Consider the following 24,882-nt stretch of genomic DNA (forward strand, 5'->3'; position numbering starts at 1 on the left):
ATCAAGGTAAGCCGTCATTTGCGGAGGAAAATATGCAGCACATTGAAACCAGAAAACCGCAGATGCCGGAAAGCCGCGAACTGCCAAAACTCAGCCTGATCTACGAGCGTCATCCGACCTATGGGGTCGATCTGTTTATTTCGGGTAAGGAAGGCGCAAGCGATCTCGATCTTTTGCGTCGCAACGGTATTACCACCGTCGTCAATTGCGCTGTCAATCTCGACTTCAACTATGTCCGTCAGCCGCAGGTCGTGTCGGACCACGAAGGCAGCGTATATGGGCCGGGCGAAATCCGTTATTACAAGATTGGCTTAATCGATGGCGATGGCAATCCGGACACGCAGATGGTGGCGGCTCATTATATCTTCCGGGCGGCGTTGGAGCAGATACTTCCCGACAAACCCTCTTATCCTCGTCGGGAACGTGGCAGCGTGCTGGTAAACTGCCGCGGTGGCCGGTCCCGTTCGGTTGCCGTCGTTTCGCTGTTTCTGCACCTGACCCTGCCGGATGAGTTTCCGACCCTGGAAGCGGCAGTCGACCATGTCCGCGCTCGTCGCGAGTTGCCGGAAGATGAGTGGTACAAGGCACCAAAGCCGGTGTTGGCGAATGCGGCACGGCGTGCCGCCGAATGGATCAAGATGATCGACCGCTCGGCCTAGCGGTCGACATGATGCTGGGCAGACTGGATGAAATGCTGTCCGGCTAAAGCTCGTCCAGACTGTCGTTCAGTGCCTCGATGCTGCGCAGTCTGGCGCGGCCCGCGATATCTGCTTTTTCCAAGCATCGGGTGATCAGCAGATGGCAGAGAGTGAGAACCGATGTGTGGTTGAACAATGGGCCGGGCGCTAACGTCTGGCAGTGAAGATGCCAGGCTGCCGTGGTCAGCAGCGGAGCGCCTTCATCGGTGATGTATACGAGCTTTGCCTTTGATTTTGCAATCTGTTCCAGCAGCGTGTCCATGGTTGCGACACGACGGCGAAGACCAAACAGAATGACCACGTCATCGGGTCGGAAACTGACGAGGTGCTCTCCCAAGGTTTGCCCGGGGCCCGGGATGGCGACGATGTTTTCGATCACCTGAGTCAGTTGCCATTGCATATAGGCTGCGAACGGCTGGCTGCTGCGAAATCCGATGACCCAAACCTTTCTTGCCGCCAATGTTGCCTCGGCAATGGCATCGATCTGATGATCAGTGATTGACAGGAACGTTGCCTCGATATTGACGATCCCTTGAGCCACATGTGCTTTGACCGACTGGGTGGACGATGCATCCGCTGAAGTCGTCAGAAACAGCCGCGATCCCGTCTGTTTTTCGGTGCGGGCATGGCGACGGGCTTCTTCGTAATTATCGTACCCCAACCGTTGCACAAAACGCGAGACGGTGGCTTTCGAGACATGGGCCAACGCCGCCAGTTCCTGTGCAGAATAGCTGGCCAGTTCGCCGGGAAAATCGCAGACGAACTCACCAAGCCGGCGTTCTGCGGGGTGAAGCTCGGGAAGCGCCTGTCTTACGCGAAACAGAAACGACTTTTCTTTCGGCACACCTAACTCCACCAGATTATCTGCTGTCGCAGTTTTGACAGGCGTGGCGGTATTAGCAACCAGAATGCTTCTGGATGATGAATGTCGGTGGGAGGGCGCTCTCACGAGCATGCCTCGCGCATGTTGCCCGATCTGTCTGCCATGTGACGTAGCAACTGTTCAACCGCAGTACTGATCGGTGCAATAACTGGTATCTTGAAGCGAGGGGCAAGCCCGACAGCCGCCTGCCCCAAGGGGCCGCCGCCAATAATCACGGCCTCAGCGCCATCCAGCTCGAAAGACTGCTGCACGGTTATCGCCAGTGCGTCTTCAAGAGCGATGGCATTGGACGCCAGTTCAAGCGGGTCGTCAGGGGTCAGACGGGTGCCGGCATAGAGATGGCCAAGGCCAAGGCCGATTGCCTTGCTGGAGAAACTCGCCACGAGATCAGGTGTCACGGTGGCAATACCAAAGCGGCGTCCGCCCTTCGACGCTTCCAGCATGCCCGCTTCGCAAATGCCAACCACGGGAATATCGACCAATGGCCGCAACTGGTCGATGCCGGGGTCACCAAAGGCACTGATAATGATGCCATCTGAGCGGGAGGCCGCTGCGAGCCCCATTTCCACCACGCCAGCGACGGATGCGGCAAGTTGCCGATCATCGATGATCATCGGCACACCACGCTCTGCGGTGACGCCATCAATCGTCACGCCAGGTGGTAACAGGCCACGGGCAATCTCCGTCATCATCGCCGTCGTGTGCTTTGATGTATTAGGGTTGATGAGGGTTATATGTGTCATGTCATTTGGGGCGTCCGGTACAGGGACGCCCACCTCCCTTGTTCATTTTTATTTTTGGAACACGATAAGGCAAACGCTAGGTGTATTGAAGGCAGGCAACCTGCCCATTCGTGTCAGTGCCAACCAGCCTCGGCACCGTCGAATGGCAGCTTTGCACCGCCTGCGAGCAGCGCGGTGCAAAGGAGCAGCCGGGTGGCATATTTGCGAGATCCGGCGGTGATCCGGGAATGGTGATCAGGCGGTCGCGGCCGTGAGCAAGCTCAACGCGTGCGCCAAGCAGCCCCTTGGTATAGGGATGTCGAGGGTTCTTGATAATGTCGCTGACCGTGCCTTCTTCAACAATGCGACCCGCATACATGACGGCGATCCGGTCTGCGACCTCTGCGGCAACGCCGATATCATGGGTTACGAAAATGACCGACAGTCCATATTCCTTTTGCAACTTGCGGATCAGCAGCAGGATCTGTATCTGCACGGTTGCATCCAGCGCGGTGGTTGGCTCATCGGCCAGAAGAACCTTCGGATTGCAGGCCAGCGCCATGGCAATCATTGATCGTTGCAACATTCCGCCCGACATTTCATGCGGATAGTTTTGCAGGCGGCGTTCAGGCGAGGGGATTTTTACCTTCTGAAACAGGGCGAGCGCACGCTCTGCGGCCTCCTTTCTGGAAACTCGCTCGTGGCGCATGATGGTTTCCTCGATCTGTCGCCCGAGAGTATAGACCGGATCCAGAGCCAGACGGGGTTCCTGAAACACCATGGAAACGACCGCGCCACGAAAATTGCCCAATTCTCGTTTTGAAAGGCCGGTGATGTCACGGCCGCCGACGACCATAGAGCCGTCCATTGTTGTGCCTTTGGGATGTAGCCGCAAAAGCGAGCGCATCGTTACGCTTTTGCCAGAGCCGGATTCGCCGAGCAGTGCGACGACTTCGCCGGATTGCACCGAAAGACTGACGCCGCTCACCGCTTTTACCGGACGGCGACCGCGATTGAACGTCACCGAGAGATTGCTGATATCGATCATCGGACTAATCATCTCATGCCTCCATCATGGCGTGGGCCTTGCTGTGTCCCGATCCCGAAAGGGACATGAGACAGGCGGCCTGTTGCTGCGCAGATACATTTGCAAGCGGCGGAACGGATATGCTGCAGATCTCTTCAGCGAGGGAGCAGCGGGTATGAAAACGACAACCTGACGGTGGGTCGATCGGGTTTGGGGGATCACCCGCCAGTGGTGTCTCCATTGTTCGTTCTGCGGGATCCATCTTGGGCATGGATGCCAGAAGGGCGGCAGAATAAGGGTGTCTGGTATGGTCGAAAATCGCGTCGCGGCTGCCGATTTCTGCAACCTTACCCAGATACATGACCATGACCCTGTCGCACATGAAGCGTACGACGTTCAGGTCGTGCGAGATGAACAGGTAGGTCAGGCCGAAATCACGTTTCAGATCGAGCAGAAGATTGAGGACCTGCGCTTCGACTGATTTATCCAGCGCGGACACGGCTTCATCGAGAATGACCAGACGCGGTTCCAGAGCCAAGGCGCGGGCAATGTTGACGCGCTGGCGCTGACCGCCTGACAATTCATGCGGATACCGTCCTGCAAAACGGCTGGGCTCAAGTCCGACGCGGTGTAGCAGGTCATGAGCCCGCGCCAGGGCCTTGTTGATCGGTACACCGTGAACCTGTGGACCGAAGGCGATGGATTCTTCCATGGTGAGGCGCGGATTTAGTGACGCGTAACTGTCCTGAAACACCATCTGGACCTGACGGCGATAGTCCGTCAGCGGCAGGGTGCCACCAACCGTTTCACCGTCAAACAGCAGTTCGCCTTGGTCGGGTTTGATCAACTGCATCAACAACCGTGCCGTCGTGGATTTGCCGCACCCGCTTTCGCCCACCACGCCAAGGGTTTCGCCCTTGAGAATGTCGAAATCGACACCCTCAACGGCGCGCACGACCTTTTTCGGTTGAAACAGCCCGGATGATTTGACCGGAAAGTGCTTCAATAACCGACGTGCCGAAATCAGAGGCTGCGCCGGTCCGCCGCGATCACGCGGATCTTCCTTATCATTTGTAAGGTCCATCATGACTTCACATCCATGGCTGAGCGCAGCCCGTCAGAGAAAAGATTAAAGCTGATCGATGTGATGAAAATCATCACTCCCGGCAGCGCTGCGACCAGTGGATTGACGTAGATCGCAGTGCGCAATGTATTGAGCATCAGTCCCCATTCGGCATCCGGTGGGCGGGCACCGAGACCGAGGAATGAAAGGCCGGATGCGAGGATCATGGATACCGAAATCAGGCTGGTGGCAAAAACGAAGATCGGGCCGAGGACATTGCCCAGAATATGCACGCTGATGATAGTCGGAGCACGTGCACCGGACGCGCGGGCTGCATCGACATAATCCAGCCCTCTGACCTGTGTTGTCACACTTTCTGCGATACGAGCGATCTGGGGTATAAACACAACGGTCAGCGAGACCATGGCATTGGCAAGGCCGGACCCGAGGGCACCCGACAGTGCAACAGCCAGCAGCACTGAAGGAAAGGCATAAAAGACGTCAACGGTGCGCATGATCAGCGTGTTGGTGAGACCGCCAGCATAACCGGCGATGATGCCGATTGTCGAACCGATGACAAATGCGATCGGGACCGGGACAACGCCCATGATCAGCGATAGTCGTGTGCCGTAGATCAAACGAGAGAGCATGTCGCGGCCAAGCTCATCGGTGCCCAGCCAATGGCCGGGTGTTCCGATTGGCCGCAGTCGACGAATGACATTGGCTTTGGTCGGGTCGTGAGGTGCCAGATAGGGTGCAAAAATGGCGATAGCAACGAGCAGCACGATGATGGAAAGTGCAATCAATGCCACCGGATCACGACAGATGCGTTGGACGACGCCATGCCAGAAACCGGGAGAGCGGGCGATGCGCGGAGCATCGGTAACGGGATCTGCGGTAATGACTGCCATGCCTCAGCTCCTTTGAATGCGCGGATCGATGGCGCTTTGCAGCACATCGACGATCAGATTGACGAGGACGAAGAAGATCGCGAGCACCAGTATTGTGCCTTGCAGCACCGGCAAGTCGCGAGTAAAAATGGCACCATTCAGCAGAAAACCTGTGCCGGGGTAGGAGAACACGGTTTCGATAATGATCGAGCCACCGAGCAGATAACCAAGCTGCAGGCCCATGACAGAAATAGCTGTCGGCGCGACATTGCGCACCACGTGCCGCAGAACCTGCCTGGTCATCAACCCCTTGGCGGCCAGAGCCTGCGTGAAATCCTGCGCCAGAATATCGGCAACCAGTGAGCGGATCGTCCGAGCGATAATGCCCATCGGTATCACCGACATGGTGACGGCTGGCAGGATCAGGTAGCGGATGTAATCCCAGCCAATGGTGCGACCGTCCGAACCACCGGGTCCGCCGCCCATGGCGGGAAGCCAGCCGAGCGTGACCGAGAAGATGATAACCAGCACCATGCCCAACCAGTAATGCGGGATGCTGACGCCGAGCATGGAAATGGCCGATGCAATGCGGTCAATCCATGTGCCGCGAAACACACCTGCCATAAAACCAAGGGCGGTTCCCAGCGTGAAGCCGATGAGCGTTGCAGCCACAGCTAGAATGATGGAATTAATCGAAGCTGAGACGATCTCGCCGAGGACCGGACGACCGGTGGCAATCGACATGCCAAGATCACCTTGCAGGGCACGCCACATCCACATCAGATATTGTATGGGTAGAGGCTGGTCGAGGCCATAGAAGCTACGCATCTGTGCCTGGAGCTCAGCCGAGGCATCGGAAGGAAGTACGGCGGCGAGCGGATCGCCCGGGGCGATGTGGATCAGCAGGAAGCATACGACACTGACGCCTATGGCGACCGGTATGACATGCAGAAGTCGTTTCAAACCATACGCCAGCATTGGTCCTCGCTTGGAAATGGGTTGGATCGGGCAGCTGGGATATGCCGGGTATCCGGCATATCCTTTTCATTGCGATGGATCAGGGTTCGATGGTGATTTGCGAAAAATCCTGGAACCAGTTCTGTGCCTGCACGAAGCCTTTGACCTTTGCGGACATGGCGCGTGTGTTGACGTCATGGGTGACCATCAGGAACAGGGCATCGTTGACGTATTTTTCGTGAACCTGCTGGAGGACCTTGTCCTGTTCTGCCGGGTCAAATGCATTGCGGACCTTATCGAACAAGGCATCCATTTCCGGATCACAATAGAAACCCCAGTTGGTGCCAGCTGGCGGTGCGAGATTGCACTGTGACTGACGGATCATCGCGCTGAACGGATCCTGGATGAAGTAGCTGTAGTTGACCGCGGTGCCGCCCTTCGAGCTGGCATCCTTTGCCCCTGCACGCCAGATGTTGATGACGGTGTTCCAGTCTGCCACTTCGAACTCGACGTCGATGCCGATTTCAGCCAGCGTCTGTTGGATATATTCATTCATCGCCAGTGGCAGCATCTGGCCGGAACCTGACGAGGAAATGATAACCTTGGTCTTCAAGCGTTTGTCCGGGCCGTAACCGGCTTCCTCCATCAGCTTGGTGGCGGCCTCGACATTATATTCGAGTTTGAAATCTGGCTTGCCAAACCACTGATGCCCCGGAGGCAGATATCCCTGGGCTGGCACTGAAAAACCACCCAGTAACTCGTTCAGGCCGTCGCGATCAACGGCGAGGTTTGCGGCCTTGCGGACCCTGATGTCGTTCCACGGTGAACCTTCGATACGCGAAAGGTGCCAAGTCCAGTTATGCGGATAGGCGTTCGTGACGATGTTGAAACCGGCATCCTTGACCGATTGGGCAGAATCCGGTGCGGGCGCCTCGATCCAGTCCACTTCACCGGAGCGAAGGGCTGCGATGCGGGTGTTGGCTTCTGGCAAGGGGATCAGGACGAGTTTATCGAGCTTCGGAACGCGGTTTTTGTCCCAATATTCGGTGTTTGGCGTCAGTTCGGCCCGCTCACGTGGCGTAAAGCCATTTTCAAGTTTCCAAGGGCCGGTGCCTGACGGTTTTTGCGCTACTGCCTCCCAGCTTTTGCCCTGGGCTTCCCAGTTGGCAGGAGACGACAGCAGGATCCAGCTTAACTGATAGGGGAGGGTTGCATCTGGGGTCTTGGTGGTTATCTCGACGGTAGTCGGGTCGACGACCCGGTAGCTTGCAACTGCGGGAATACGTGATTTTCCTTGCGCGGATTGACGTTGGTCGAACTGCGGCGCGTCGGTCTTCAGCAATTTGTCGAGGTTCCAGACGACAGCCTCGGCATCAAACGTGCTGCCATCGTGGAATTTGACGTTTTCACGCAGCTTGAATATCCATTTGGAGTTGTCAGCCGGATCAACATTCCAGGAAAGTGCGAGGCCGGGGGTGAGGACCGATGGTTTGTCGGCGCTCGACAGATCCCATTCAACAAGCGAGTCATAAACGGTGTAACCCATGAAACGCTGACCTTCGCCGCCCTGATCGGTTTGACCTGTGGTCAGTGGAATGTCCGAGGCGGTCATGCCAATACGCAAAGTGCCAGCGGCCAGCGAAATACCTGCATTTGTAGTGATCAGGGCCAAAGCAGTGGCGCCGACCAGCATGGAGTTTTTCAATCCGCGCAGAATGGATGGTTTGGTCTGTATCTGCCTCGCAATTTGCATCATGCTGTTTCCCTCTTGTTGTTTATGCTGAACCTCTGTCCAGTCGTTTTGTGAGAAGCAGTTTTCATGCAAGTTCGTGTGAAAATATAGTTTCATGTTGTTTTACAATTGTTTGGGTTGCAATTGGAAAGAGTTGTGGCAATCTGACGCCACTTATTGTTTGCTTAAAACTCGTGCTGCTTCTAATGAAGATGCACAATTGTGCGCCGCGGAGATGAACCATGGATACGAAACGATATCACTCACAGTTTGGCGGCTTGCCGGGCCAGACAGAACTTCTGTCGAGCAAGGCTGTTTTTACGACCGCCTATGCCGTTATTCCGCGTAGTGTTCTCACTGACATTGTCACCAGCGTTCTGCCGCACTGGAAAGCGACGCGCGCCTGGATCCTTTCCAGACCACTGACCGGTTTCTCTGAAACCTTTTCGCAATATGTGATGGAAGTACAGCCGGGTGGCGGTAGCGACCGTCCGGAGCCGGACAAACGTGCACAAGCGGCAATCTTTGTCGTCGAGGGTGGCATGGTCATCGAGTACGATGGCGGTGAACATACGCTGCGAAGCGGTTCCTTTGCCTATATCCCTGCTGGTTCATCGTGGAAATTGCACAATCCCGGCACCGAGGCTGTGAAGTTTCACTGGGTTCGCAAGGTCTTCCAGGAGGTTGAAGGACTGGAACTTCCGCCAGCGATTTTCGCGCATGAAGATGAGCGCTCGCTCTCGGCCATGCCTGGAACGGATGGCCGCTGGGCGACAACCCGTTTCATCGATCCCGATGATGTGCGTTACGACATGCACCTCAACATCGTGACCTTTGAGCCAGGCGCGACCATTCCATTCATGGAAACCCATGTCATGGAACACGGCCTTTATGTGCTTGAAGGCAAGGCCGTTTACCGGCTCAATCAGGATTGGGTCGAGGTCGAAGCCGGCGACTTCATGTGGCTGCGCTCTTTCTGTCCGCAAGCGTGTTATGCCGGTGGACCGGGCCGCTTCCGGTACCTGCTCTACAAGGATGTGAACCGCCACACCTCGCTCTGGTAGTCTAAGCAAGCGGGATAATTATCCCTAGGAAACGCGTGTTGCATCAAGCCAGATTTGTTTTGGAGCAGCACGCGTTTTTGTTTTTGTGCAAGGATTGTATGTGCTGGAGCGATTGATCAGCCCGTTACAGAGGGAATTTCATGAACCTTTGCGAAGGGGAGTTTCTCGGTCGCGATGTCGCATAAATGCCTGTGGTGGGTCAGGTAGATGACCTGTCCGACCTCAGCCATCCGCCCGAACAGCCGGAATACTTCTTCTGAGCGGGGTTCGTCGAAGGTCTCCATAATGTCGTCAGCGATAAACGGCACGGACGGGCGAGCCATGGCGAATTCTTCATATCCGGCCAGGCGCAGTGCCAGATACAGCTGAAATTGCGTTCCCTTGGACATTTCAACGGCAACCTTGGAGCCGCCGTTTCGCGGCAGGCCGATCAGGACTTCCTTGTCTTTGTCTGGTCGCGTTGCAAGGCCGTTATATTCTCCGCGGGTGATAAGTCGAAACGCCTCTGATGCCCGGTTCATCATCGCGCTTCGATGTTTGTCGCGATAGGCACGAATGCCATGTTCAGCGATCAGATTGCCGCTGCGCAGCCGCAGATAACGCAGCGCAAGATCTTCGACCTCCAACAGCAATGTGCGGCGCTGGGCTTCAAGACGTGCGACGGCATCATCGCCACCAATCGCCGACAGGCGCTCGGCCGCACGTGCCTTGTTGGCAAACAGGGTCTTTGAGCGTTCATCGAGAGCGTCAAGGCGTGCCACAAGTTCGGCTTGCTCGCGCTGTAATTCGCTCAAATCGACATCGGATGCACTGTCCATGGCAATATCCAGCGACGGCATCTGCATCTCGCTGAAAATCTGCTGTTCCAGCTTGTGCTGCTGGGCCGCCAACTTGTCTCTGTTGCCAGACTGGTCCAATGCCTGCCGCACCTCTGCCAGTGTCTCGACACCAAAAAACTCGGTCATCTGGGTTTTATGTGCGGCGTGAAGTGCGATCTCGCTGTCCAGGTTCTCACGCTCAAGCGCCAGACCAGCAAGGGACTGATCCCGTTCCTGCCGTTTTGTGGCGACGTGTCTGGCTTCGTCAAGACGCTTGATCAAGGTTCTGGCTGCGGTGAGAGGATCGGTGTCGTCACATGTGTCGCCGAGAACCTCATAGATTTGCGCGACAGTGTCGACAAAGGATTTCTGGTTGGCTTCCATCGATGTGATGCGGTGGTGCAGGTCGGCCTGTTCACGCAATGCTTCGGGCAGGGCAACGACAACGTCGAGAAGTTCTCTGACCGCGCCAATGCTGTGTTGCCTGTCTGCAAACCACGTGGTCATCAGTGCATTTGACCAGCCGCGTTGCCACTCCTCAGAAGCTTTCGCGGCTCCATCACGTGTTGTCTTGCGCTGAGAAACAGCCGTTTCCAGTTCTGCAATGCGTTTGTCGGCGTCCACTCGTTTGGCTTGCAATGCCGTGTGGTCGGAGAGCAGGTTCTCCGCAGCCTGTGTCATGGCGGTGAGATCAAGTGCGTCCATCTCAACGCCACTGGCACTTAAGGCCTTCGCAAGGCCATCCTGTTCTGTTGCAAGTGCTGTTCTTGCCTGTTCGACGCTGTGTAAGGTCTGGCGTAAATCGTCCCAGGCGGCCAATCCGGCGGCGTGGCCTTCTGCCCATTGGCTTGTTTTCGCCAGCCAACTGGCAAGGGAGGCGTCTGTTGGGAGCTCGATTTCAGAAGGTGTCTCCGACTGGATTTCGTGGCGCAGCGTCGCAAGTTCGCCATTCGTTTCTTCAAGCAATTGACGCTGTCGCTCATTATTGGCCGTGGTTACAGCGAGTGCTGCCGTCAGGGACCGCAGTTCTTCCAACTCCTTGGCTCTGTCGAGACGGGCGGTGACAACCTCGTCGGTTTTTCGCATCTGTTTTTCAAAACGCGCGGCGGTTTCCCGATCAAGTGCGGCGAGGTGCTGCTTCCAGATTTCATCCCGTTCGGTAAGGGTGAGCTTAGTCTGCTCATCATCCAGAATGCTGGCTGATGCGCGCAAGGCTGCAATCCTCGCGGTTTCCTCGTCCTGTCGGCTCGTAAGCTCTCTTTGCCGTTCAATGATCTGGGCGCGACGTTGCTCGATCGCGGAAAGCCGCAATTTCCATGTCTCACGGCGATCAGCGGACGGTAAGGATATGCGTCTGAGGGCGTCTCCATCACCCGACCATGGGAAAAGTCTGGCGACGGCATCGTCGAAAGCCTGAAGTTTGGTGGTCAGACTGCGTTCCGCAAGACGCAATTCTGCGGATAGATTACCGTTTCGCACTCGGTTCAGCGTCGACTGAAGCTGTGCCAATCTGCTGGCGTTGAGCGCAACGACGGCTACATCCAGAGTTTTACGGGCCCGTTGCTCGTTCTCCAGAGCTTGTTGTGCCGCGACGTGTTCTTTTTCAGCAGCCAAAAGCGCGACGTCAATGCCGGATTTTTCGCTGATCAGATCGCGTAGCATTCCGATCGTAGCCGCCTGTATCAGCAGTGCTTTAGGGTCCTTAACGTCGGTATGCCCCAAGGATGCCAGGATCATGTCGAGCTTGCGGTTTGCCTGCGACAATGCCTCTTTTCTTTTCGGCAAATCTTCCTCTGCCGTGGCATAACGTGCTGCAGCATCGGCCAGTTGATCGATCCGCTCGGCAGTGGCCAATAGATGCTCATCGGTAACCAGTTGGGCCAGTTCGCCGCGAAGTGTTCGTTCGCGTTGGTCAAGGCCGGTCAACCGTGTCTGAAAGCGTGCCTCTTCGACAACGAGATTGGGGAGTGCCGTTGACCATTCGTCTGGTGGCCTTGGCAAATCATCATACTGCGAAAGCTGGTCTTTGCCGCGGTTGTATTCACCAACAAGCGGATGGGTGCGCAGAACGCGCGCAATCTCATCCTGCCGTGTTTTTGCGGCACTAATCTCCTTCATCACGGCGTCATAGGCCGCCTCGGCCTGTTCCAGTTCTGCCGTCAGGGCCCGATAGGCAGAAGCCTGCGTATCGATTTCGTCGCGCTGCGATTTAAGGTCTGCGATCTGTCGCTTGAGGCTGGCAATTTTTGTCGAGCTTGCGCGCTTGCGGAAAATCCCATCGGCTTCACTGGTGGCCGCTTCGAGAATGGAACTGACGCCTGCCAGGCCAGCACTGGCCGAAAACAGCAATTCGCCCAAGTCGCCCTTGCTTTCCAGAATGGCGTTGCCGCCATCTTCCAGCGTCTGGTCGTCGAGCGAAAACATCATGCGATAAGCATCACGGCTCAGACCGGCAAGCGGAACACTGAGCGCGCCCTCATTGAGCGGTTGGCCCTGTTCGTTCAACAGTGAGTTGTTGCGCTGCTTGATACGTTTGAATTCATGGGCCTGACCATCGAATTCGAGGCAGGCACCAATCTCCATCGCCTTGCCCTGATGCAGGAAACCGTATCGCGTGCGTTCTTCGATGCCGAACAGCAGATCGAGATAGGCATTCAGCGAGGTCGATTTTCCTGCCTCGTTGAGGCCGTAGATAATGTGCAGGTCCGGCGTGCCGGCTTTGTGCTCGCCAAAGTCGATCGAATAATCGGTAAATTTGCCATAACGGGTGAGATCGAGCCTGCGCAGACGCATCAGTTGATCTCCGACGCTTCCGGTTTTAACCGGGCGAGGATGTCATCACTGCCTTCCGCGAGAAGCTGGTCAATCAAGGCTTCAAATGCCACTTCGTTATCGCCACTGAATGCTCGTGCCTCCGGTGGCAGATCATCGCGCAATTCCTTGACCAAATCCCTTACTGCTTCACGAATGCCATGTTGTTTGATGATGTCGTTACGCATCAACTCGCCAAGCTCGAGTACCGGATCGGCGGCCGTATCTCCACTCGTGACACTTGTTGGGGCTATCGTCGCCACTTCGATCTTTTCAATCCAGGTCCGTCCGAGGCTTTCGGCACGTTGTTCGGTTTCTGCCAATAAAAGGTCTCGATCACGACGCAGCTGAAAGGACAGTGGTGTTGCCCCTGTCAGTCGCAGGCGTCCAACCAGATGCGTCGAGTTTGCTTGATCCCGGGCGTTGCCCATGGCCGCCTCAATCAGATCTGCGGTTTCACGCCAGGTTTCGGCTGAAGACAGATCCACCGGGATGCGTTCAAACTGTGCGATGCTGGTTGCGCGCTCTTCGATGGTAAGGCTGCGATCATCGTTGACTGTCACCAGGGTGACGGTCTTTTCGCCGTTTTCATTGATGTCGCGGCCCTGCGGCATGCCCGGCATGATGACGGTGCGCTCACCCTTATGCTGTGTGCGGGCATGGACGTGTCCAAGAGCCCAATAGTCGAAATTCCAGTCGTGCAGGTCAGATACCTTGCATGGCGCGTAAAGATCATGACCGGGCGCTCCGGCCAAACTTGTATGCATGATGCCGATATTCACCGCGTCCGGTGTGGGGCGATGATATTTCTCGAGAAGGCTTTCCGGCGCATGCGGTTTGGCAAAGCTCAGGCCATGAACGGCGAGCGTGAGGTCCCCATGGGCAAAATCAATGGTCTGGGGCCGTCCGCCAAATACGGTGACGGAAGGTGGCATGATCAATTCCTGGGTGATGCGGGACAGGGCATCGTGATTGCCACGGATGACAAAGGTGGCGATGCCTGCCTCATGCAGCCGACGCATCTGGCTTGCCAGAAAGCGCGCAGTTTTCATCGAGGTCTGGTCACCGTCATAGAGATCACCGGCAATAACCAGCGCGTTGACCTGCTCATCGATACACAGATCGACGATGGCTGCAAAAGCTTGCCGTGTGGCGTCACCAATCAGCTCGGCAAGATCGCTGTTTCGCAATGCCAGAGAGCGGAGTGGAGAATCGAGATGAAGGTCGGCGGTATGAATGAACCTGAACGGCATGCGACATTTTTCGAGGAATTCACCGGCAAAGTAAAGTGACGAATGTCGTCAGTGGTCGCGCAACAACAAGATAACTGTTGGTCCTGTCAGCGGCCATAAAAATTCCGGCCGTGCGGACACGGCCGGATTGGTGGGCATGGATAGTTGGTAGAAAGACCTACGCTGCGCCCCGGTACTGTATCGGGGAAACATTATGCGTTTGGGTCAGCCGGAACTGGCCAAGGCGGTTGGAGAGGGCAGAGACCTCCGTTACCAACGTATGGGAGGCGGCGTTGGATTCCTCAACCATTGCAGCGTTCTGCTGGGTGGCCTGGTCCATCTGGTTCACCGCAGCGTTGATCTCCTGCAGACCGGTTGATTGTTCGCGCGCGGATTGCACAATCGCCAGGACATTCTGGTTGATCTGCTGCACCTCCGCGACAATCGCCTGCAGCGCTGTGCCGGTCTGTCCAACCAATGAGACACCACGTTTTACATGATCACCAGATGAGGAAATCAGGCTCTTGATTTCCTTTGCTGCCTGCGCCGAGCGTTGGGCAAGTTCACGAACTTCCTGCGCGACCACCGCAAAACCCTTGCCGGCCTCACCGGCACGGGCGGCCTCAACGCCGGCATTGAGGGCGAGTAGGTTAGTCTGGAAGGCAATTTCATCAATGACGCTGATGATGTTGGAGATGGATTGCGAGGAGTTTTCGATCTCACTCATTGCATTGACGGCTTCGCGCATCACATCGCCGGATTTCTCAGCACCAAGCCGCGTGCGTGTGACGAGATTGCCGGCTTCTTCAGCACGCGCGGTCGAATCTCTCACCGATGTGGTGATCTGCTCCAATGCTGCAGCTGTCTGTTCGACCGATGCCGCCTGCTGTTCGGTGCGGCGGGCAAGATTGTCCGCGGCGTTGCGAATTTCTTCCGAGCCGGATTGGATTGTTGAGGCGTTGTCGCGGAACGACAACATTGCCGCCTGCAATTTCTCCACGGAATGGTTGAAGTTGCCGCGAATTCCGTCGAGCGCCTGACAGAAGGATTCGTCGAGGCGCACGGTCATGTCACCTTCGGACAGCCGCTCCAGTCCACCAGCCAGTCGGGTTACAGCAAATCGGACTTCTTCTTCCTGCGCGGAATTGATCCGCTCACGTTCGAGACGCTCCGCCTCTTGCGCTGCGCGTCCTGCCTCGGCCTCGGCTTCGAGTTCCACACGGCGGCGGTTGTTCTGAAGCAAGATTTCAAGAGAACGTGACAGGTCACCAATCTCGTCATGCTTTTCACGGTCACGAAGATCGACATTCAGATTGCCGCTGGCAATTTCGTTGGTTTCACCGATCACATTGGCAATGCGGCCAATGAAGCGACGGGCAATCAGCCAACCGGAAAGACCAAGCAGCGCAATCGCCCCGGCGGTAATGAAAGCTGCACTCCACATCATGCTATAGAGACCGGCAAAGACCGTGTCTTTCGGGATAAAGGCAATCGCATACCAATTCATCTCGGGTGTGAGTTTGACCGGAGCGGCAATCGAGAAATAGGTGGTGCCATCCGGCGCCGTCATCTCCTCTTCGGTCCCGGAATTGGCGATGATATTGGCCCAACCTGCAACAGCATCGCCTGCATTGGATATGGATTTTCCGACCAGTGCCTTGTCCGGGTGGCTGATAATATTGCCCTTGGCAGTTACCAGCGCCAGAAAACCGGTATCCATCGGATGGATTTTTGAAATTGTTTCGTTTGCGGCGGCGAGCGAGATGTCGATGCCTGCAACGCCAACAGATTTGCGATCTTCAATAATCGGCATGGCAACGGATGTGATTAGCACGGTCTTGCCATCAACCGGGTATTCATAGGGTTCAATGACAACCGTTTTCTGGCTGTCGCGGGCCAGAAGGTAATAGTCGCCAACGCCAGGTACGGTGTAGTCCACAAGTGGATCGTGTGCGATCTTGTCGCCGCTGCGCGACATGTAAGGAACGTAACGTCCTGTCGCATCATGCCCCGTCTGCCCGGTGTTATCGACGTCATGGCCGTCGAAAGCGTTCGGCTCCCAAGCTGTCCATGTGGCCAGAAGGGCGGGGTTGTCGCGAAGGGTTGCGTTTAGCATGGCATCAGCCGCTGTACGATCGGCCTTTTGCGCGGTTTGCATCGCTGTCAGGCTGGAGCGAATGCCGCTCGCCACCTGGACGGCGTTGCTCATATCCTTGGCGATCCCGGCGGCACCCGATTCCGTGATCTGTTTCATGCGAGTGATGCTCGCTTCCCGCATGTCGCTGTAGGTGATCGAGAATAGAATTCCAGCCGCAGCCGCTGTTGTCAGCACCCCAGCTGCTGCAACAGAGAAAATATTGCGGCTTGTGGCAGATCTCAAAATCATGACGCTCCCCCATATGAAGTCACGGAATACTCCTCCTCGAAGTTGCCGTGACTTGGAGCGGACAACCCTCGGTACCGGTAATCGGTGAGGATCGCTCCAAATGTATGTATATTATATATCTGTTATTAATAATGCGTTGTTTGCCATCGCCTGAAAGACGGTGCGAAATAAGGCCTTTCACGATTTTAGGCCCGGGCAAGCGGTGGTGGTTTTGCCTCATCCTATTGCGGATACGATAAGACAGTCGCCTGCAGTGCACTTAGTGGGACAGGGTGGTCAAGTGGTGCGAATTTTATGATTGTATTATTGTCATTTTGTGATATTACCCATTTTAAGGATTAGGTAACGCAAAAGGGGAGGTTTGCATGCCGGCACTGGAGGGATTGCGTGCTGTTGTCACCGGAGGCGCGAACGGTATCGGTCTTGCTATCGCAGTTGGTCTTGCAAAAGCTGGGGCCACCGTTGGCGTCCTCGATAATGATGCAGGACGTTTGGACGTTGTGATCTCCGAAAATGCGGATGTTGATCTTGTCGCTCTGGCCTGCGATGTCAGCGACCGTCAGGCCGTTCATAAGGCGATTAATACATTTGCCGCAGATGGCGGTCTCGACATTCTCGTCAACAATGCCGTTGTTTTCCATTATTCGCCACTGGCAGAATTTCCCGAACATGAAGTGCACCGGATGCTGGATGTTGGCATCAAGGGTTTTCTCTGGGCAACGCAGGCGGCGACGCCGTTCATTGAGAAGAGCGCAAACGGCAGCATCATCAATCTCTCATCCATTGCTGTTTCGATGGCTGTTGGCCGCACCTCGGTTTACACGACAATCAAGGGCGCAATCGATGCTTTCACGCGCCAACAGGCTGCCGAACTGGGCGCCAAGGGTGTGCGGGTGAATGCTGTTGCGCCCGGCTCGGTGCGCACGCCCGGAGCCAGCGCAGTCATTACGGATGCTGGCTGGGCGCAACGGGAGGCGAAGTCGCTGCTCGGCCGTTTGCCTGAGGCGGAAGATGTTGCCAATGCCGTGGTGTTTCTGGCCTCGGATGATGCGCGCTGCATTACCGGCGTATCTCTGAAAATCGACTGTGGAATGTCAATCGCGGGCGCTTGAAGCGCGGCCGCGACGGGTTTGCCAATTTGCATGAATGGAGGCGGGCTGTCCCTTTCTGGGCGCCCGAACCCTTGCTCATGCCTGCCTTCAGGCGGGCTGACCAAGGGCCAAAAGGGAGAGAGTTCAATGAGAAGCAATGCGCTATTGCGCGAACTTGTCGCTCAGGCAAAACCTGAAGGCGGCTTCCCGGACGAGGTCCGGGCAAAGGCAGCCACCTGCCTTGCCGACTTCATCTCCTGCGCAATCGAGGCTGCCGATCTACCGTGGAGCAGGCAGGCACTGGCTGTCGCGGTTGGCGGCAATGGCCCGTGCGCCGTGATTGGTGAGGCGGCGACTGTTGGTGCATTGGATGCAGCCTTCGCCAATGGCGTTCGTGGCCACGGCCTGGTGCGCGAAGACATGCATGCCGGCAGTATCAGCCACATGGGTGTCGTGGTCTGGCCTGTTGTTCTGGCGCTCGTTGCCGAAAACCCTGACCTTGTCGCAGATCCACTGGAAGCAGCTATTGCGGGTTATGAAATCGGCGGTCGGGTCGGGCGGGCGCTGATAACGCCAGATATGGCGCGGCGTTTTCGTCCCACGGGCCTGATAGGCCCACTTTCAGGCGCACTGGCTGGCGCAATATTGCTTGGTCTCGATCAGGACAAGACAGTCAACGCGCTGGCGCTTGCTGCAAATGCCTTTGGTGGTCTCAACGAATGGCCGCATAGCGGCGCTGACGACATGTATTTTCACCCCGGTTTTGCGGCCCGCAATGCACTGAGTGCTGTGAAACTTGCCGCACTCGGTGCCAAAGGGTCAGACAGCGCGCTTGATGGTGTTGCCGGCCTGTTTCCCGCATTTGGCATTCCGCTGCCGACTGAGCGTATCTCGCTTTATCCAAATGGCACGTTTGAAATCATGGCGGTTTTCAACAAGGAAGTGCCTGCCTGCAATTTTGCACAGTCACCTTGTCAGGTGGCTTTGGCAGCCATCAACCGGGTGGGAGATGGCGATAGCGTCGAGAAGATCCACCTGTCGACCTACAACGCCGCGCTGAATTATCCGGGCTGCAATTATCGCGGTCCATTTGAGACGCCGTTGCAGGCAAAGATGAGTATTTTCTTTGGCATGGCCGCGACGATTGCCCGTGGCGAGATTGCTGAGGCCAATTATGCGCTGCTCAATGATGCAGCGATCACAGACCTGATCGACCGCACGACCATCACGGTTTCCGATTGGCTGGATGGAGCCTTTCCGGCCCGTCAGGGCGCGGAACTCCGGTTAGAGACGAAGCGGGGTGAGGTGATCGTTGAACTCCTTGATGATGTGCGTTCAGCGTCGCCAGAACTGGTTCGCAAGAGATTGGCCGATGCCGCGGCAACTCGCCTGGGCAAACAACAAGCGCAGCAAATCGAACTTGCCATTGAAAACCTGACGAAGAGCGGGGCCAGCGCACGCGCTGTAGCGGCGCTGGAACAATTATGCCGAACTGGAGGAGGAGAAAGAGCCGTATGAGCGACTTTCAGATATTGATTGAGAGCATCTTGCAGCTCCTGATTACAGGTGTGCTGGTTGGTGCGCTTTACGGGATGATGTGCGTGGGTCTGGCTATGATCTTCGGCATCATGCGCGTGATTAACTTCGCCCAAGGCGATTTCATGATGCTCGGCATGTACGCGACTTATTTCGCGTTCGGCGCTTTTGGCATTCAGGCCTTTTTCGGTGCTGAACTTGGCGCCTATGTTGCCGTCATGGCAGCAGCGCCTGCGATGTTCCTGTTCGGCTGGATCATCCACCGTTTGATGATCCGTCGGGTGACGGGAACACGGACTGTGGGCATGGAGGCCGACGGCCACTACGCACAGCTCATCCTGACGCTTGGTATTGCCCTTATCCTGCAGAATGGCGCGATGATCCTGTTTGGTGCCGATCTGGTATCGATCCGCACACCGCTGTCGAGTGACGCATGGGCACTTGAACCGTTTGGTGAAAGCATGCCGATCCTGCTGTTCTTCAACAAGTCGCGTGTGCTGACGGCGCTGTTTTCGGCCGTCGCCATCATCGGCCTGTGGCTGCTGATACAACGCACCTTCCTTGGCAAGTCACTACGTGCTGCGGCCGACAATGCTGAAGCTGCGACCTATATGGGCATCAATGTCGACAAGTCGCACCGTGTGGCCTTCGCCATTGGTACTGCGGTTACGGCGATGGCCGGCGGTCTGCTTGCCACCAACTATCCGTTCAGCCCGTTCGTCGGTCTCGAATACGTCATCATCATGTATGCGGGTGTTGTTCTCGGCGGCATCGGCAGCGTCATCGGTGCCTTCTGGGGCGGCATGCTGATTGGTCTCATCCAGCAGTTCTCGACACTCGTCCTGCCCACCCAGTTGCAGAATGCGACAATCTTCGTGTGCTTCCTGCTGGTTGTCATGCTGCGACCCCAAGGCCTGTTCGGCCGCAACGTGGAGAGAACCTGATGAATATGTCTGTTCTCAAATCTATCAGGGTCTTCTTCGCGTTAGCGCTTGGCTACATGGTGCTTGCGATCTTTGTGACCAATTCCTACTACCAACTCATTTTGACGCTGGTACTGATCTGGGCCATTTTTGGCCTGAGCTGGAACATCTTCAGCGGTTATACCGGGCTTGTGTCCTTCGGCCATGCCAGCTTTTTCGGCATAGGCGCCTTTGCCACCGTGCTTGCACAAATCTACTGGGGTCTGTCGCCCTGGCTGATGTTCTTTGTGTCGGGTCTGATCGGCGCGGTTGCCGGTGTTCTGATTGGTTTTCCAACCTTCAAGCTGCGCGGCCACTACTTCGCGCTCAGTATGCTCGCCTATCCGCTGGCACTGATGTACGTCTTCCAATGGCTTGGTTTTCCTGAAGTCAGCATTCCACGTGTCCACGACAATCCTGCCGCTTACATGCAGTTCACGGATGGTCGGGTCTACACGCTGATTGCCATGGTCTTCCTCTGCGCCGTTGTCGTGCTGTCGCGCGCAATCGAAGCCTCTCGTTTCGGCATGGCGCTTATCGCCATCAAGCAGAACGAGGCAGCTGCCGAGGCTGCCGGTATTGATACCCTGCGATGGAAACTCAAAGCTATCGCGCTGAGCGGTGCCATTGCCGCGATGGCCGGGTCGCTCTATGCCGTCGTCATTCTCGTCATTACACCGCAGTCGGTGTTTGGCATGCTGGTCTCTGCGCAGGCGCTGACTGTGACGATGTTCGGTGGTGCGGGTACCTTGTGGGGGCCGATTATCGGTGCGTCCTTCCTGATCCCGATTGCCGAAATCCTGCACGCGGAACTCGGCAACTTCCTGCCCGGTATTCAGGGCGTGGTTTACGGTGTTGCCATCGTGGTTCTGATCACCGCTGCACCGGAGGGCATGTTCTGGAAAATTCGTGACCGTTTGCGTAGCCGCAAGGAAGAAACGTCACCTGTGATCGCCGATCAGCCGGTGGCTGCCAATGTCACACCGCTTCCGGCCCGGGAAACCCGAGCACTCAACCCCGAAATCGTCCTCGACGTGCGCAATATGTCGAAGAACTTCGGTGGTCTGAAAGCCGTGCAGAATGTCAGCTTCCAGGTCAATAAGGGCATGATCCTCGGAATTATCGGCCCGAACGGTGCTGGCAAGACCACGCTGTTCAATCTGCTCAACGGCTTTCAGCTGCCGAGCGAGGGTGAGGTTATGGTTGATGGCGTCAATATGGCGCGTCGTAAACCGCATGAACTGTGTCAGGCCGGTGTCGGCCGCACGTTCCAGATCATGCGTCCGTTCACCCGCATGAGTGTTCGCGACAACGTGAAGGTCGGCTCTTACGTCACCGCAAAAAGCGAGGAAGAGGCAGAGACCATCGCTGACGATGCACTTCGTCAGGTCGGATTGTTGCATATCGCGCACCAGCTTGCTGGGGGTCTCTCGACCAAGGACCTGCGTCTGATGGAACTTGCCCGCGCTTTGGCCGGAAAACCACACATCCTGTTGCTGGATGAGACATTGGCAGGGCTTGGCAAGGAAGAGGCGGTCGAAGTGGTTGCCGTTATCCGTCGGCTGTCAGCGTCAGGTGTCACGGTCGTGATTATCGAGCACACGATGCATGCCATGGTTCAGCTGGTTGATCGCTTCCTTGTGCTCGATCACGGGCAGGTCATTACCGAAGGACTGCCGCAGGAAGTTACCCGGGATTCACGGGTTATCGAGGCCTATCTTGGAAAGAAATGGGTGGCAAATGCTTGAGATCGAAGACATCACCGCCGGCTATTCATCATCCATCGCGGTTCTGCACGGCGTGTCACTCACGATCGGCCAGGGCCAGTTCATCTCGGTTGTCGGTCCGAATGGTGCGGGCAAGACCACGTTGTTCAAGGCAATTTCTGGGATCGTTCCATTACGCGGTGGTCGCATTCTCTGCGAGGGACAGGATATTTCCAACCTTGAGCCATCCAGTCGACCACATCTGGGCATCGCCCATGTTCCAGAGGGACGGCAGGTGTTTCCGTCGATGACGGTGCTTGAAAATCTGGAAATGGGTGCCGCGACCGAAAAGGGCCGCCGCGAATGGAAAGAAAATCTTGAGCGCATATACACCTGGTTTCCGGTGCTGAAGGAGCGTGCTGGCCAGTATGCCGGCACATTGTCGGGCGGTCAGCAGCAGATGCTGGCCATAGGTCGTGGTTTGGCATCATCTCCAAAGCTTTTGATGCTTGATGAGCCATCCATGGGACTTGCTCCATCCACCGCCGATCTTGTGTTCGACAAGATGATGGAGATCAGGCGTGACATAGGTCTTTCGATCCTGCTGGTGGAGCAGCGGGTCGCCGAGGCCCTGCAATTTGCAGATCGCGGATACGTTCTGGAAACGGGACGAATTGTGCTCGAGGGAGACGGAGAGGCGCTGAAGGCCGACGACCGCGTCCGTCAGGCATATCTTGGAATGTAACAAAGCAATAATGTGTGGAGGAGTGAACACATGAAAAGCAATGCAAAATTCTTTCTGACAGCAGCACTGGCATCAACAGTGCTGAATGCCGGTTTGGCGCAGGCCCAGACGGCAGAACCAATCCAGATTGGTTTGATCGCGCCGACATCGGGCATTTATGCCCGTCCGGGTCAGGTCATGAAAATGGGCGCCGAAATGGCAGTCGAGGACGTCAATAAAGCCGGCGGCATCGCTTGCCTGGGCGGCGCGCCTCTACAGCTTGTCACTATCGATTCAGGCGATTCCGTTGAAAAAGCCACCAACTCTGCCCAGCGCATGGTTGCGGACTTTCCGGGCCTTGTCGGAGCAACTGGCGCTTATCTGAGCTCGTTCACGCTCGCGGTCAGCGAAGTAACGGAACGTGCTAATCTGCCGCTTCTGACCTTGTCCTATTCCGACCTCATCACCAGCCGCGGTTTCAAGAACATCTTCCAGACTTCTGCGACCGCGGGTGTGCAGGCACAAATCGCATTGCCGATCATCCTTGACCTTGCCGAGCAGCAAACCGGCACGCGTCCAAAGACCGTGGCGATCATCACCGATAACACGGCTGCATCGCTTGCCTCTGTTGATCGCATGAAGAAGGGCCTTCTGAAGGATGTCGGTCTTGACCTGTCCTTCGAGCAGGTGTTCACGCCGCCGCTGGCGGACGCGACCTCGCTTGTGCAGCAAGTGCGGCAGCAAAAGCCGGATCTGCTGTTTTTCCTGCCGACGGTTATCTCAGACAGCAAGCTGATCCTTGAGAAGATGAAGGAGTTCCGGGTCAACACACCTGTGGTTTCCTTTGGTATTGCTATTGCCGAACCGGAAGTACTCAACACCATGCAGGCCGACCTGCTTGAAGGCGTGATGTCAGCGGTGGCGAACTGGGGCACCAAAGGTCAGGAAGACCTGATCAAGCGTCTGAACGAAAAGTATGGCGAGCCATGGATGACGCAGAATGCCATCTCGACCTATGGCGATATCTGGTTGTTCAAGGATGCACTGGACAAGAGCTGCAGCCGTGACCGTGCCGCTCTTGGTGAAGCGTTGAGAACGCTGAATGCCGGTCCGGCCAAATATTTCCCCGGCGGTACGCTAAGCTTTGACGACAAGGGCCATCGCGAAGGCGCCAGCCTGACGATCATCCAGTGGCAGAAGGGTATTCCGGTTACCGTTTATCCTGACGATCTGGCGCTTGCAAAGCCGATCTGGCCGAAATGATGATGCTAGCCCGGACATCGTGTCCGGGTGAGGACGTCATAACCGGGGCGGTTCAACCCGCCCCGGCTCTGGATACTGCGCCGCGCGCTGCAAGCGTAAAGAGGATGGAATGGCTGACGAGACATATGAAGTTCTTGCCGTGAAATATGCCCATAACGGGCGGCAATCTTCGCAGAATTTCATCGGCGGTGATGAACATGACCGGCCGATGCCACTCGACTATTTTGTGTGGGTGATCCGCAATGACAAGCGCACCATCATTGTCGATACCGGCTTTAATCCGGACAGCGGCAATCGCCGAGCGCGCGAACTGACCACACCCGTCAATCAGGCCCTTTCGGCCGTGGGTGTGGATTGCGCCAGCGTACAGCACGTCATCATTACCCATATGCATTACGACCATGCTGGCAACAACGACATGTTCCCCAATGCCTGCTTCCATATGCAGGAAAGCGAGATGCAATACGCGACCGGTCCCTGCATGTGTCACCACACGCTAAACCACCCATATGAGGCCGAGGATGTGACGGGCATGGTGCGCCGCGTTTACGCAGGCAAGGTCGCTTTTGCAAATGGGGACGACCAGCTTTTTCCCGGCGTTTCCGTACATCATATCGGTGGCCATTCGCGCGGCCTTCAATGCGTGCGTGTCAACACGGCGCGTGGCGCAGTCGTGCTCGCCTCTGACGCGTCCCACCACTACGCTCATATGAATTCCGGCCGGGTTTTCCCGACTTGCGACAGCGTTTCACAGACGATCGCTGGCTACGGACGGCTGATGCAGCTGGCCGGTGAGAAGCGCCTGATTGTTCCCGGGCACGATCCGGAGGTGCTCAAACGATATCCGGCTTACAGCAATCAGACCGAAGGCATGGTTGCCAAACTGGATGTCGACGAATTAACAATCTGATCGATAATTTTGTATTATTGACATATTGTATTACTGCAATGTAACGTAAACTTGATTGATGATCCGGGAGGAAAATCCGATGATCCTTGAAATGCGTGTCTACTACTGCGCCCCCACCAGACTGCCAGCTCTTCTCGACCGTTTCCGTAGCCATACGCTCGGCTTCTTCGACAAATATGGCATCGAACAGGTGGGTTTCTGGACGACGCTTGTCGGCAGTGACAATCACACGCTCGGTTACATTCTCAAATGGAAAAGCATGGCCGAACGTGAAGAGCGCTGGAACGCATTCCAGGCCGACGCTGACTGGATCGCTGCGCGTGCGGAAACCGAACGCGAACGCCCGATCGTTGCACGGGTGGAAAACAGTTTCCTTGCTCCAACGGATTTTTCCGCCCTGCGTTAAC

General features: G+C 56.3%; 20 protein-coding genes. 10 read left to right on the forward strand and 10 right to left on the reverse strand.

Features of this window, described 5'->3' with window-relative positions:
* Nucleotides 1-32: 32 nt before the first annotated feature.
* Entirely contained in the window at nucleotides 33-659 is a 627-nt protein-coding gene (locus HGO37_RS17285; RefSeq protein ID WP_250984404.1) for a dual specificity protein phosphatase family protein, read from the forward strand.
* 43 nt (nucleotides 660-702) lie between these two features.
* On the opposite strand, the gene HGO37_RS17290 is transcribed toward HGO37_RS17285, so the two are convergent.
* From HGO37_RS17290 to HGO37_RS17320, 7 genes are all read right to left on the reverse strand, one after another.
* Nucleotides 703-1,542 (reverse strand): MurR/RpiR family transcriptional regulator, encoded by an 840-nt coding sequence (locus HGO37_RS17290; RefSeq protein WP_250984405.1) that lies wholly within the window; start codon nucleotides 1,540-1,542, stop codon nucleotides 703-705.
* A 101-nt stretch (nucleotides 1,543-1,643) separates the two neighbouring features.
* Entirely contained in the window at nucleotides 1,644-2,324 is a 681-nt protein-coding gene (locus HGO37_RS17295; RefSeq protein ID WP_250984406.1) for an aspartate/glutamate racemase family protein, read from the reverse strand.
* 76 nt (nucleotides 2,325-2,400) lie between these two features.
* The gene (locus HGO37_RS17300) at nucleotides 2,401-3,363 is read right to left on the reverse strand and encodes an ABC transporter ATP-binding protein (RefSeq protein WP_250984407.1); all 963 of its coding nucleotides are present in this window, start codon (nucleotides 3,361-3,363) and stop codon (nucleotides 2,401-2,403) included.
* Nucleotide 3,364: 1 nt separating this feature from the next.
* Nucleotides 3,365-4,414 carry an ABC transporter ATP-binding protein gene (locus HGO37_RS17305; RefSeq protein WP_250984607.1) on the reverse strand — a complete coding sequence of 350 codons (1,050 nt, stop codon included), beginning with the start codon at nucleotides 4,412-4,414 and terminating at the stop codon, nucleotides 3,365-3,367.
* Entirely contained in the window at nucleotides 4,414-5,304 is an 891-nt protein-coding gene (locus HGO37_RS17310) for an ABC transporter permease (RefSeq protein ID WP_250984408.1), read from the reverse strand. Before HGO37_RS17310 ends, HGO37_RS17305 begins: the two co-directional genes overlap by 1 nt.
* Before the next feature lie 3 nt (nucleotides 5,305-5,307).
* Nucleotides 5,308-6,261 (reverse strand): ABC transporter permease, encoded by a 954-nt coding sequence (locus HGO37_RS17315; RefSeq protein ID WP_250984409.1) that lies wholly within the window; start codon nucleotides 6,259-6,261, stop codon nucleotides 5,308-5,310.
* A gap of 79 nt (nucleotides 6,262-6,340) precedes the next feature.
* Nucleotides 6,341-7,933, reverse strand: a complete 1,593-nt coding sequence (locus HGO37_RS17320) for an ABC transporter substrate-binding protein (RefSeq protein ID WP_250984608.1) — start codon at nucleotides 7,931-7,933, stop codon at nucleotides 6,341-6,343.
* Nucleotides 7,934-8,214: 281 nt separating this feature from the next.
* On the opposite strand from HGO37_RS17320, the gene HGO37_RS17325 reads away from it, so the two are divergent.
* Entirely contained in the window at nucleotides 8,215-9,036 is an 822-nt protein-coding gene (locus HGO37_RS17325; RefSeq protein WP_250984410.1) for a bifunctional allantoicase/(S)-ureidoglycine aminohydrolase, read from the forward strand.
* 116 nt (nucleotides 9,037-9,152) lie between these two features.
* On the opposite strand, the gene HGO37_RS17330 is transcribed toward HGO37_RS17325, so the two are convergent.
* The 3 genes from HGO37_RS17330 to HGO37_RS17340 all read right to left on the reverse strand — a co-directional run bounded on the left by HGO37_RS17330 (nucleotide 9,153) and on the right by HGO37_RS17340 (nucleotide 16,283).
* Nucleotides 9,153-12,647 (reverse strand): ATP-binding protein, encoded by a 3,495-nt coding sequence (locus tag HGO37_RS17330; protein WP_250984411.1) that lies wholly within the window; start codon nucleotides 12,645-12,647, stop codon nucleotides 9,153-9,155.
* A complete protein-coding gene (locus HGO37_RS17335; RefSeq protein WP_250984412.1) occupies nucleotides 12,647-13,918 on the reverse strand; it encodes a metallophosphoesterase family protein in 1,272 nt (423 codons plus the stop codon). The genes HGO37_RS17330 and HGO37_RS17335 overlap by 1 nt, the downstream gene beginning before the upstream one ends.
* A gap of 157 nt (nucleotides 13,919-14,075) precedes the next feature.
* Nucleotides 14,076-16,283 (reverse strand): methyl-accepting chemotaxis protein, encoded by a 2,208-nt coding sequence (locus HGO37_RS17340; protein ID WP_250984413.1) that lies wholly within the window; start codon nucleotides 16,281-16,283, stop codon nucleotides 14,076-14,078.
* A gap of 365 nt (nucleotides 16,284-16,648) precedes the next feature.
* Here HGO37_RS17340 and HGO37_RS17345 point away from each other — a divergent pair, with 365 nt between their 5' ends.
* From HGO37_RS17345 to HGO37_RS17380, 8 genes are all read left to right on the forward strand, one after another.
* Nucleotides 16,649-17,395 (forward strand): SDR family NAD(P)-dependent oxidoreductase, encoded by a 747-nt coding sequence (locus HGO37_RS17345; protein ID WP_250984414.1) that lies wholly within the window; start codon nucleotides 16,649-16,651, stop codon nucleotides 17,393-17,395.
* Between the two features lie 126 nt (nucleotides 17,396-17,521).
* Nucleotides 17,522-18,892: an MmgE/PrpD family protein gene (locus tag HGO37_RS17350; protein ID WP_250984415.1), complete on the forward strand. Its 1,371-nt coding sequence runs from the start codon at nucleotides 17,522-17,524 to the stop codon at nucleotides 18,890-18,892.
* A complete protein-coding gene (locus tag HGO37_RS17355) occupies nucleotides 18,889-19,854 on the forward strand; it encodes a branched-chain amino acid ABC transporter permease (RefSeq protein ID WP_250984416.1) in 966 nt (321 codons plus the stop codon). The genes HGO37_RS17350 and HGO37_RS17355 overlap by 4 nt, the downstream gene beginning before the upstream one ends.
* On the forward strand, nucleotides 19,854-21,620 hold the full coding sequence (locus HGO37_RS17360; RefSeq protein ID WP_250984417.1) for a branched-chain amino acid ABC transporter ATP-binding protein/permease: 1,767 nt from the start codon (nucleotides 19,854-19,856) through the stop codon (nucleotides 21,618-21,620). The genes HGO37_RS17355 and HGO37_RS17360 overlap by 1 nt, the downstream gene beginning before the upstream one ends.
* A complete protein-coding gene (locus HGO37_RS17365) occupies nucleotides 21,613-22,323 on the forward strand; it encodes an ABC transporter ATP-binding protein (protein ID WP_192489830.1) in 711 nt (236 codons plus the stop codon). Before HGO37_RS17360 ends, HGO37_RS17365 begins: the two co-directional genes overlap by 8 nt.
* Nucleotides 22,324-22,353: 30 nt before the next feature.
* Nucleotides 22,354-23,565: an ABC transporter substrate-binding protein gene (locus tag HGO37_RS17370; protein ID WP_250984418.1), complete on the forward strand. Its 1,212-nt coding sequence runs from the start codon at nucleotides 22,354-22,356 to the stop codon at nucleotides 23,563-23,565.
* A 109-nt stretch (nucleotides 23,566-23,674) separates the two neighbouring features.
* Nucleotides 23,675-24,475 (forward strand): N-acyl homoserine lactonase family protein, encoded by an 801-nt coding sequence (locus HGO37_RS17375; RefSeq protein ID WP_250984419.1) that lies wholly within the window; start codon nucleotides 23,675-23,677, stop codon nucleotides 24,473-24,475.
* Between the two features lie 79 nt (nucleotides 24,476-24,554).
* The gene (locus tag HGO37_RS17380) at nucleotides 24,555-24,881 is read left to right on the forward strand and encodes an NIPSNAP family protein (protein ID WP_250984420.1); all 327 of its coding nucleotides are present in this window, start codon (nucleotides 24,555-24,557) and stop codon (nucleotides 24,879-24,881) included.
* Nucleotide 24,882: the final 1 nt, after the last annotated feature.

The organism is Rhizobium sp. CG4, assembly GCF_023701965.1.
Lineage (GTDB): Bacteria > Pseudomonadota > Alphaproteobacteria > Rhizobiales > Rhizobiaceae > Agrobacterium.

Bases quoted from the DNA above. Each gene is read 5' to 3' on its own strand.
- HGO37_RS17285 (WP_250984404.1), top strand. From the start codon at position 33: ATGCAGCACATTGAAACCAGAAAACCGCAGATGCCGGAAAGCCGCGAA.
- HGO37_RS17295 (WP_250984406.1), bottom strand. From the start codon at position 2,324: ATGACACATATAACCCTCATCAACCCTAATACATCAAAGCACACGACG.
- HGO37_RS17300 (WP_250984407.1), bottom strand. From the start codon at position 3,363: ATGATTAGTCCGATGATCGATATCAGCAATCTCTCGGTGACGTTCAAT.
- HGO37_RS17305 (WP_250984607.1), bottom strand. From the start codon at position 4,414: ATGGACCTTACAAATGATAAGGAAGATCCGCGTGATCGCGGCGGACCG.
- HGO37_RS17310 (WP_250984408.1), bottom strand. From the start codon at position 5,304: ATGGCAGTCATTACCGCAGATCCCGTTACCGATGCTCCGCGCATCGCC.
- HGO37_RS17315 (WP_250984409.1), bottom strand. From the start codon at position 6,261: ATGCTGGCGTATGGTTTGAAACGACTTCTGCATGTCATACCGGTCGCC.
- HGO37_RS17320 (WP_250984608.1), bottom strand. From the start codon at position 7,933: ATGCTGGTCGGCGCCACTGCTTTGGCCCTGATCACTACAAATGCAGGT.
- HGO37_RS17325 (WP_250984410.1), top strand. From the start codon at position 8,215: ATGGATACGAAACGATATCACTCACAGTTTGGCGGCTTGCCGGGCCAG.
- HGO37_RS17330 (WP_250984411.1), bottom strand. From the start codon at position 12,647: ATGCGTCTGCGCAGGCTCGATCTCACCCGTTATGGCAAATTTACCGAT.
- HGO37_RS17335 (WP_250984412.1), bottom strand. From the start codon at position 13,918: ATGCCGTTCAGGTTCATTCATACCGCCGACCTTCATCTCGATTCTCCA.
- HGO37_RS17340 (WP_250984413.1), bottom strand. From the start codon at position 16,283: ATGATTTTGAGATCTGCCACAAGCCGCAATATTTTCTCTGTTGCAGCA.
- HGO37_RS17345 (WP_250984414.1), top strand. From the start codon at position 16,649: ATGCCGGCACTGGAGGGATTGCGTGCTGTTGTCACCGGAGGCGCGAAC.
- HGO37_RS17350 (WP_250984415.1), top strand. From the start codon at position 17,522: ATGAGAAGCAATGCGCTATTGCGCGAACTTGTCGCTCAGGCAAAACCT.
- HGO37_RS17355 (WP_250984416.1), top strand. From the start codon at position 18,889: ATGAGCGACTTTCAGATATTGATTGAGAGCATCTTGCAGCTCCTGATT.
- HGO37_RS17360 (WP_250984417.1), top strand. From the start codon at position 19,854: ATGAATATGTCTGTTCTCAAATCTATCAGGGTCTTCTTCGCGTTAGCG.
- HGO37_RS17365 (WP_192489830.1), top strand. From the start codon at position 21,613: ATGCTTGAGATCGAAGACATCACCGCCGGCTATTCATCATCCATCGCG.
- HGO37_RS17370 (WP_250984418.1), top strand. From the start codon at position 22,354: ATGAAAAGCAATGCAAAATTCTTTCTGACAGCAGCACTGGCATCAACA.
- HGO37_RS17375 (WP_250984419.1), top strand. From the start codon at position 23,675: ATGGCTGACGAGACATATGAAGTTCTTGCCGTGAAATATGCCCATAAC.
- HGO37_RS17380 (WP_250984420.1), top strand. From the start codon at position 24,555: ATGATCCTTGAAATGCGTGTCTACTACTGCGCCCCCACCAGACTGCCA.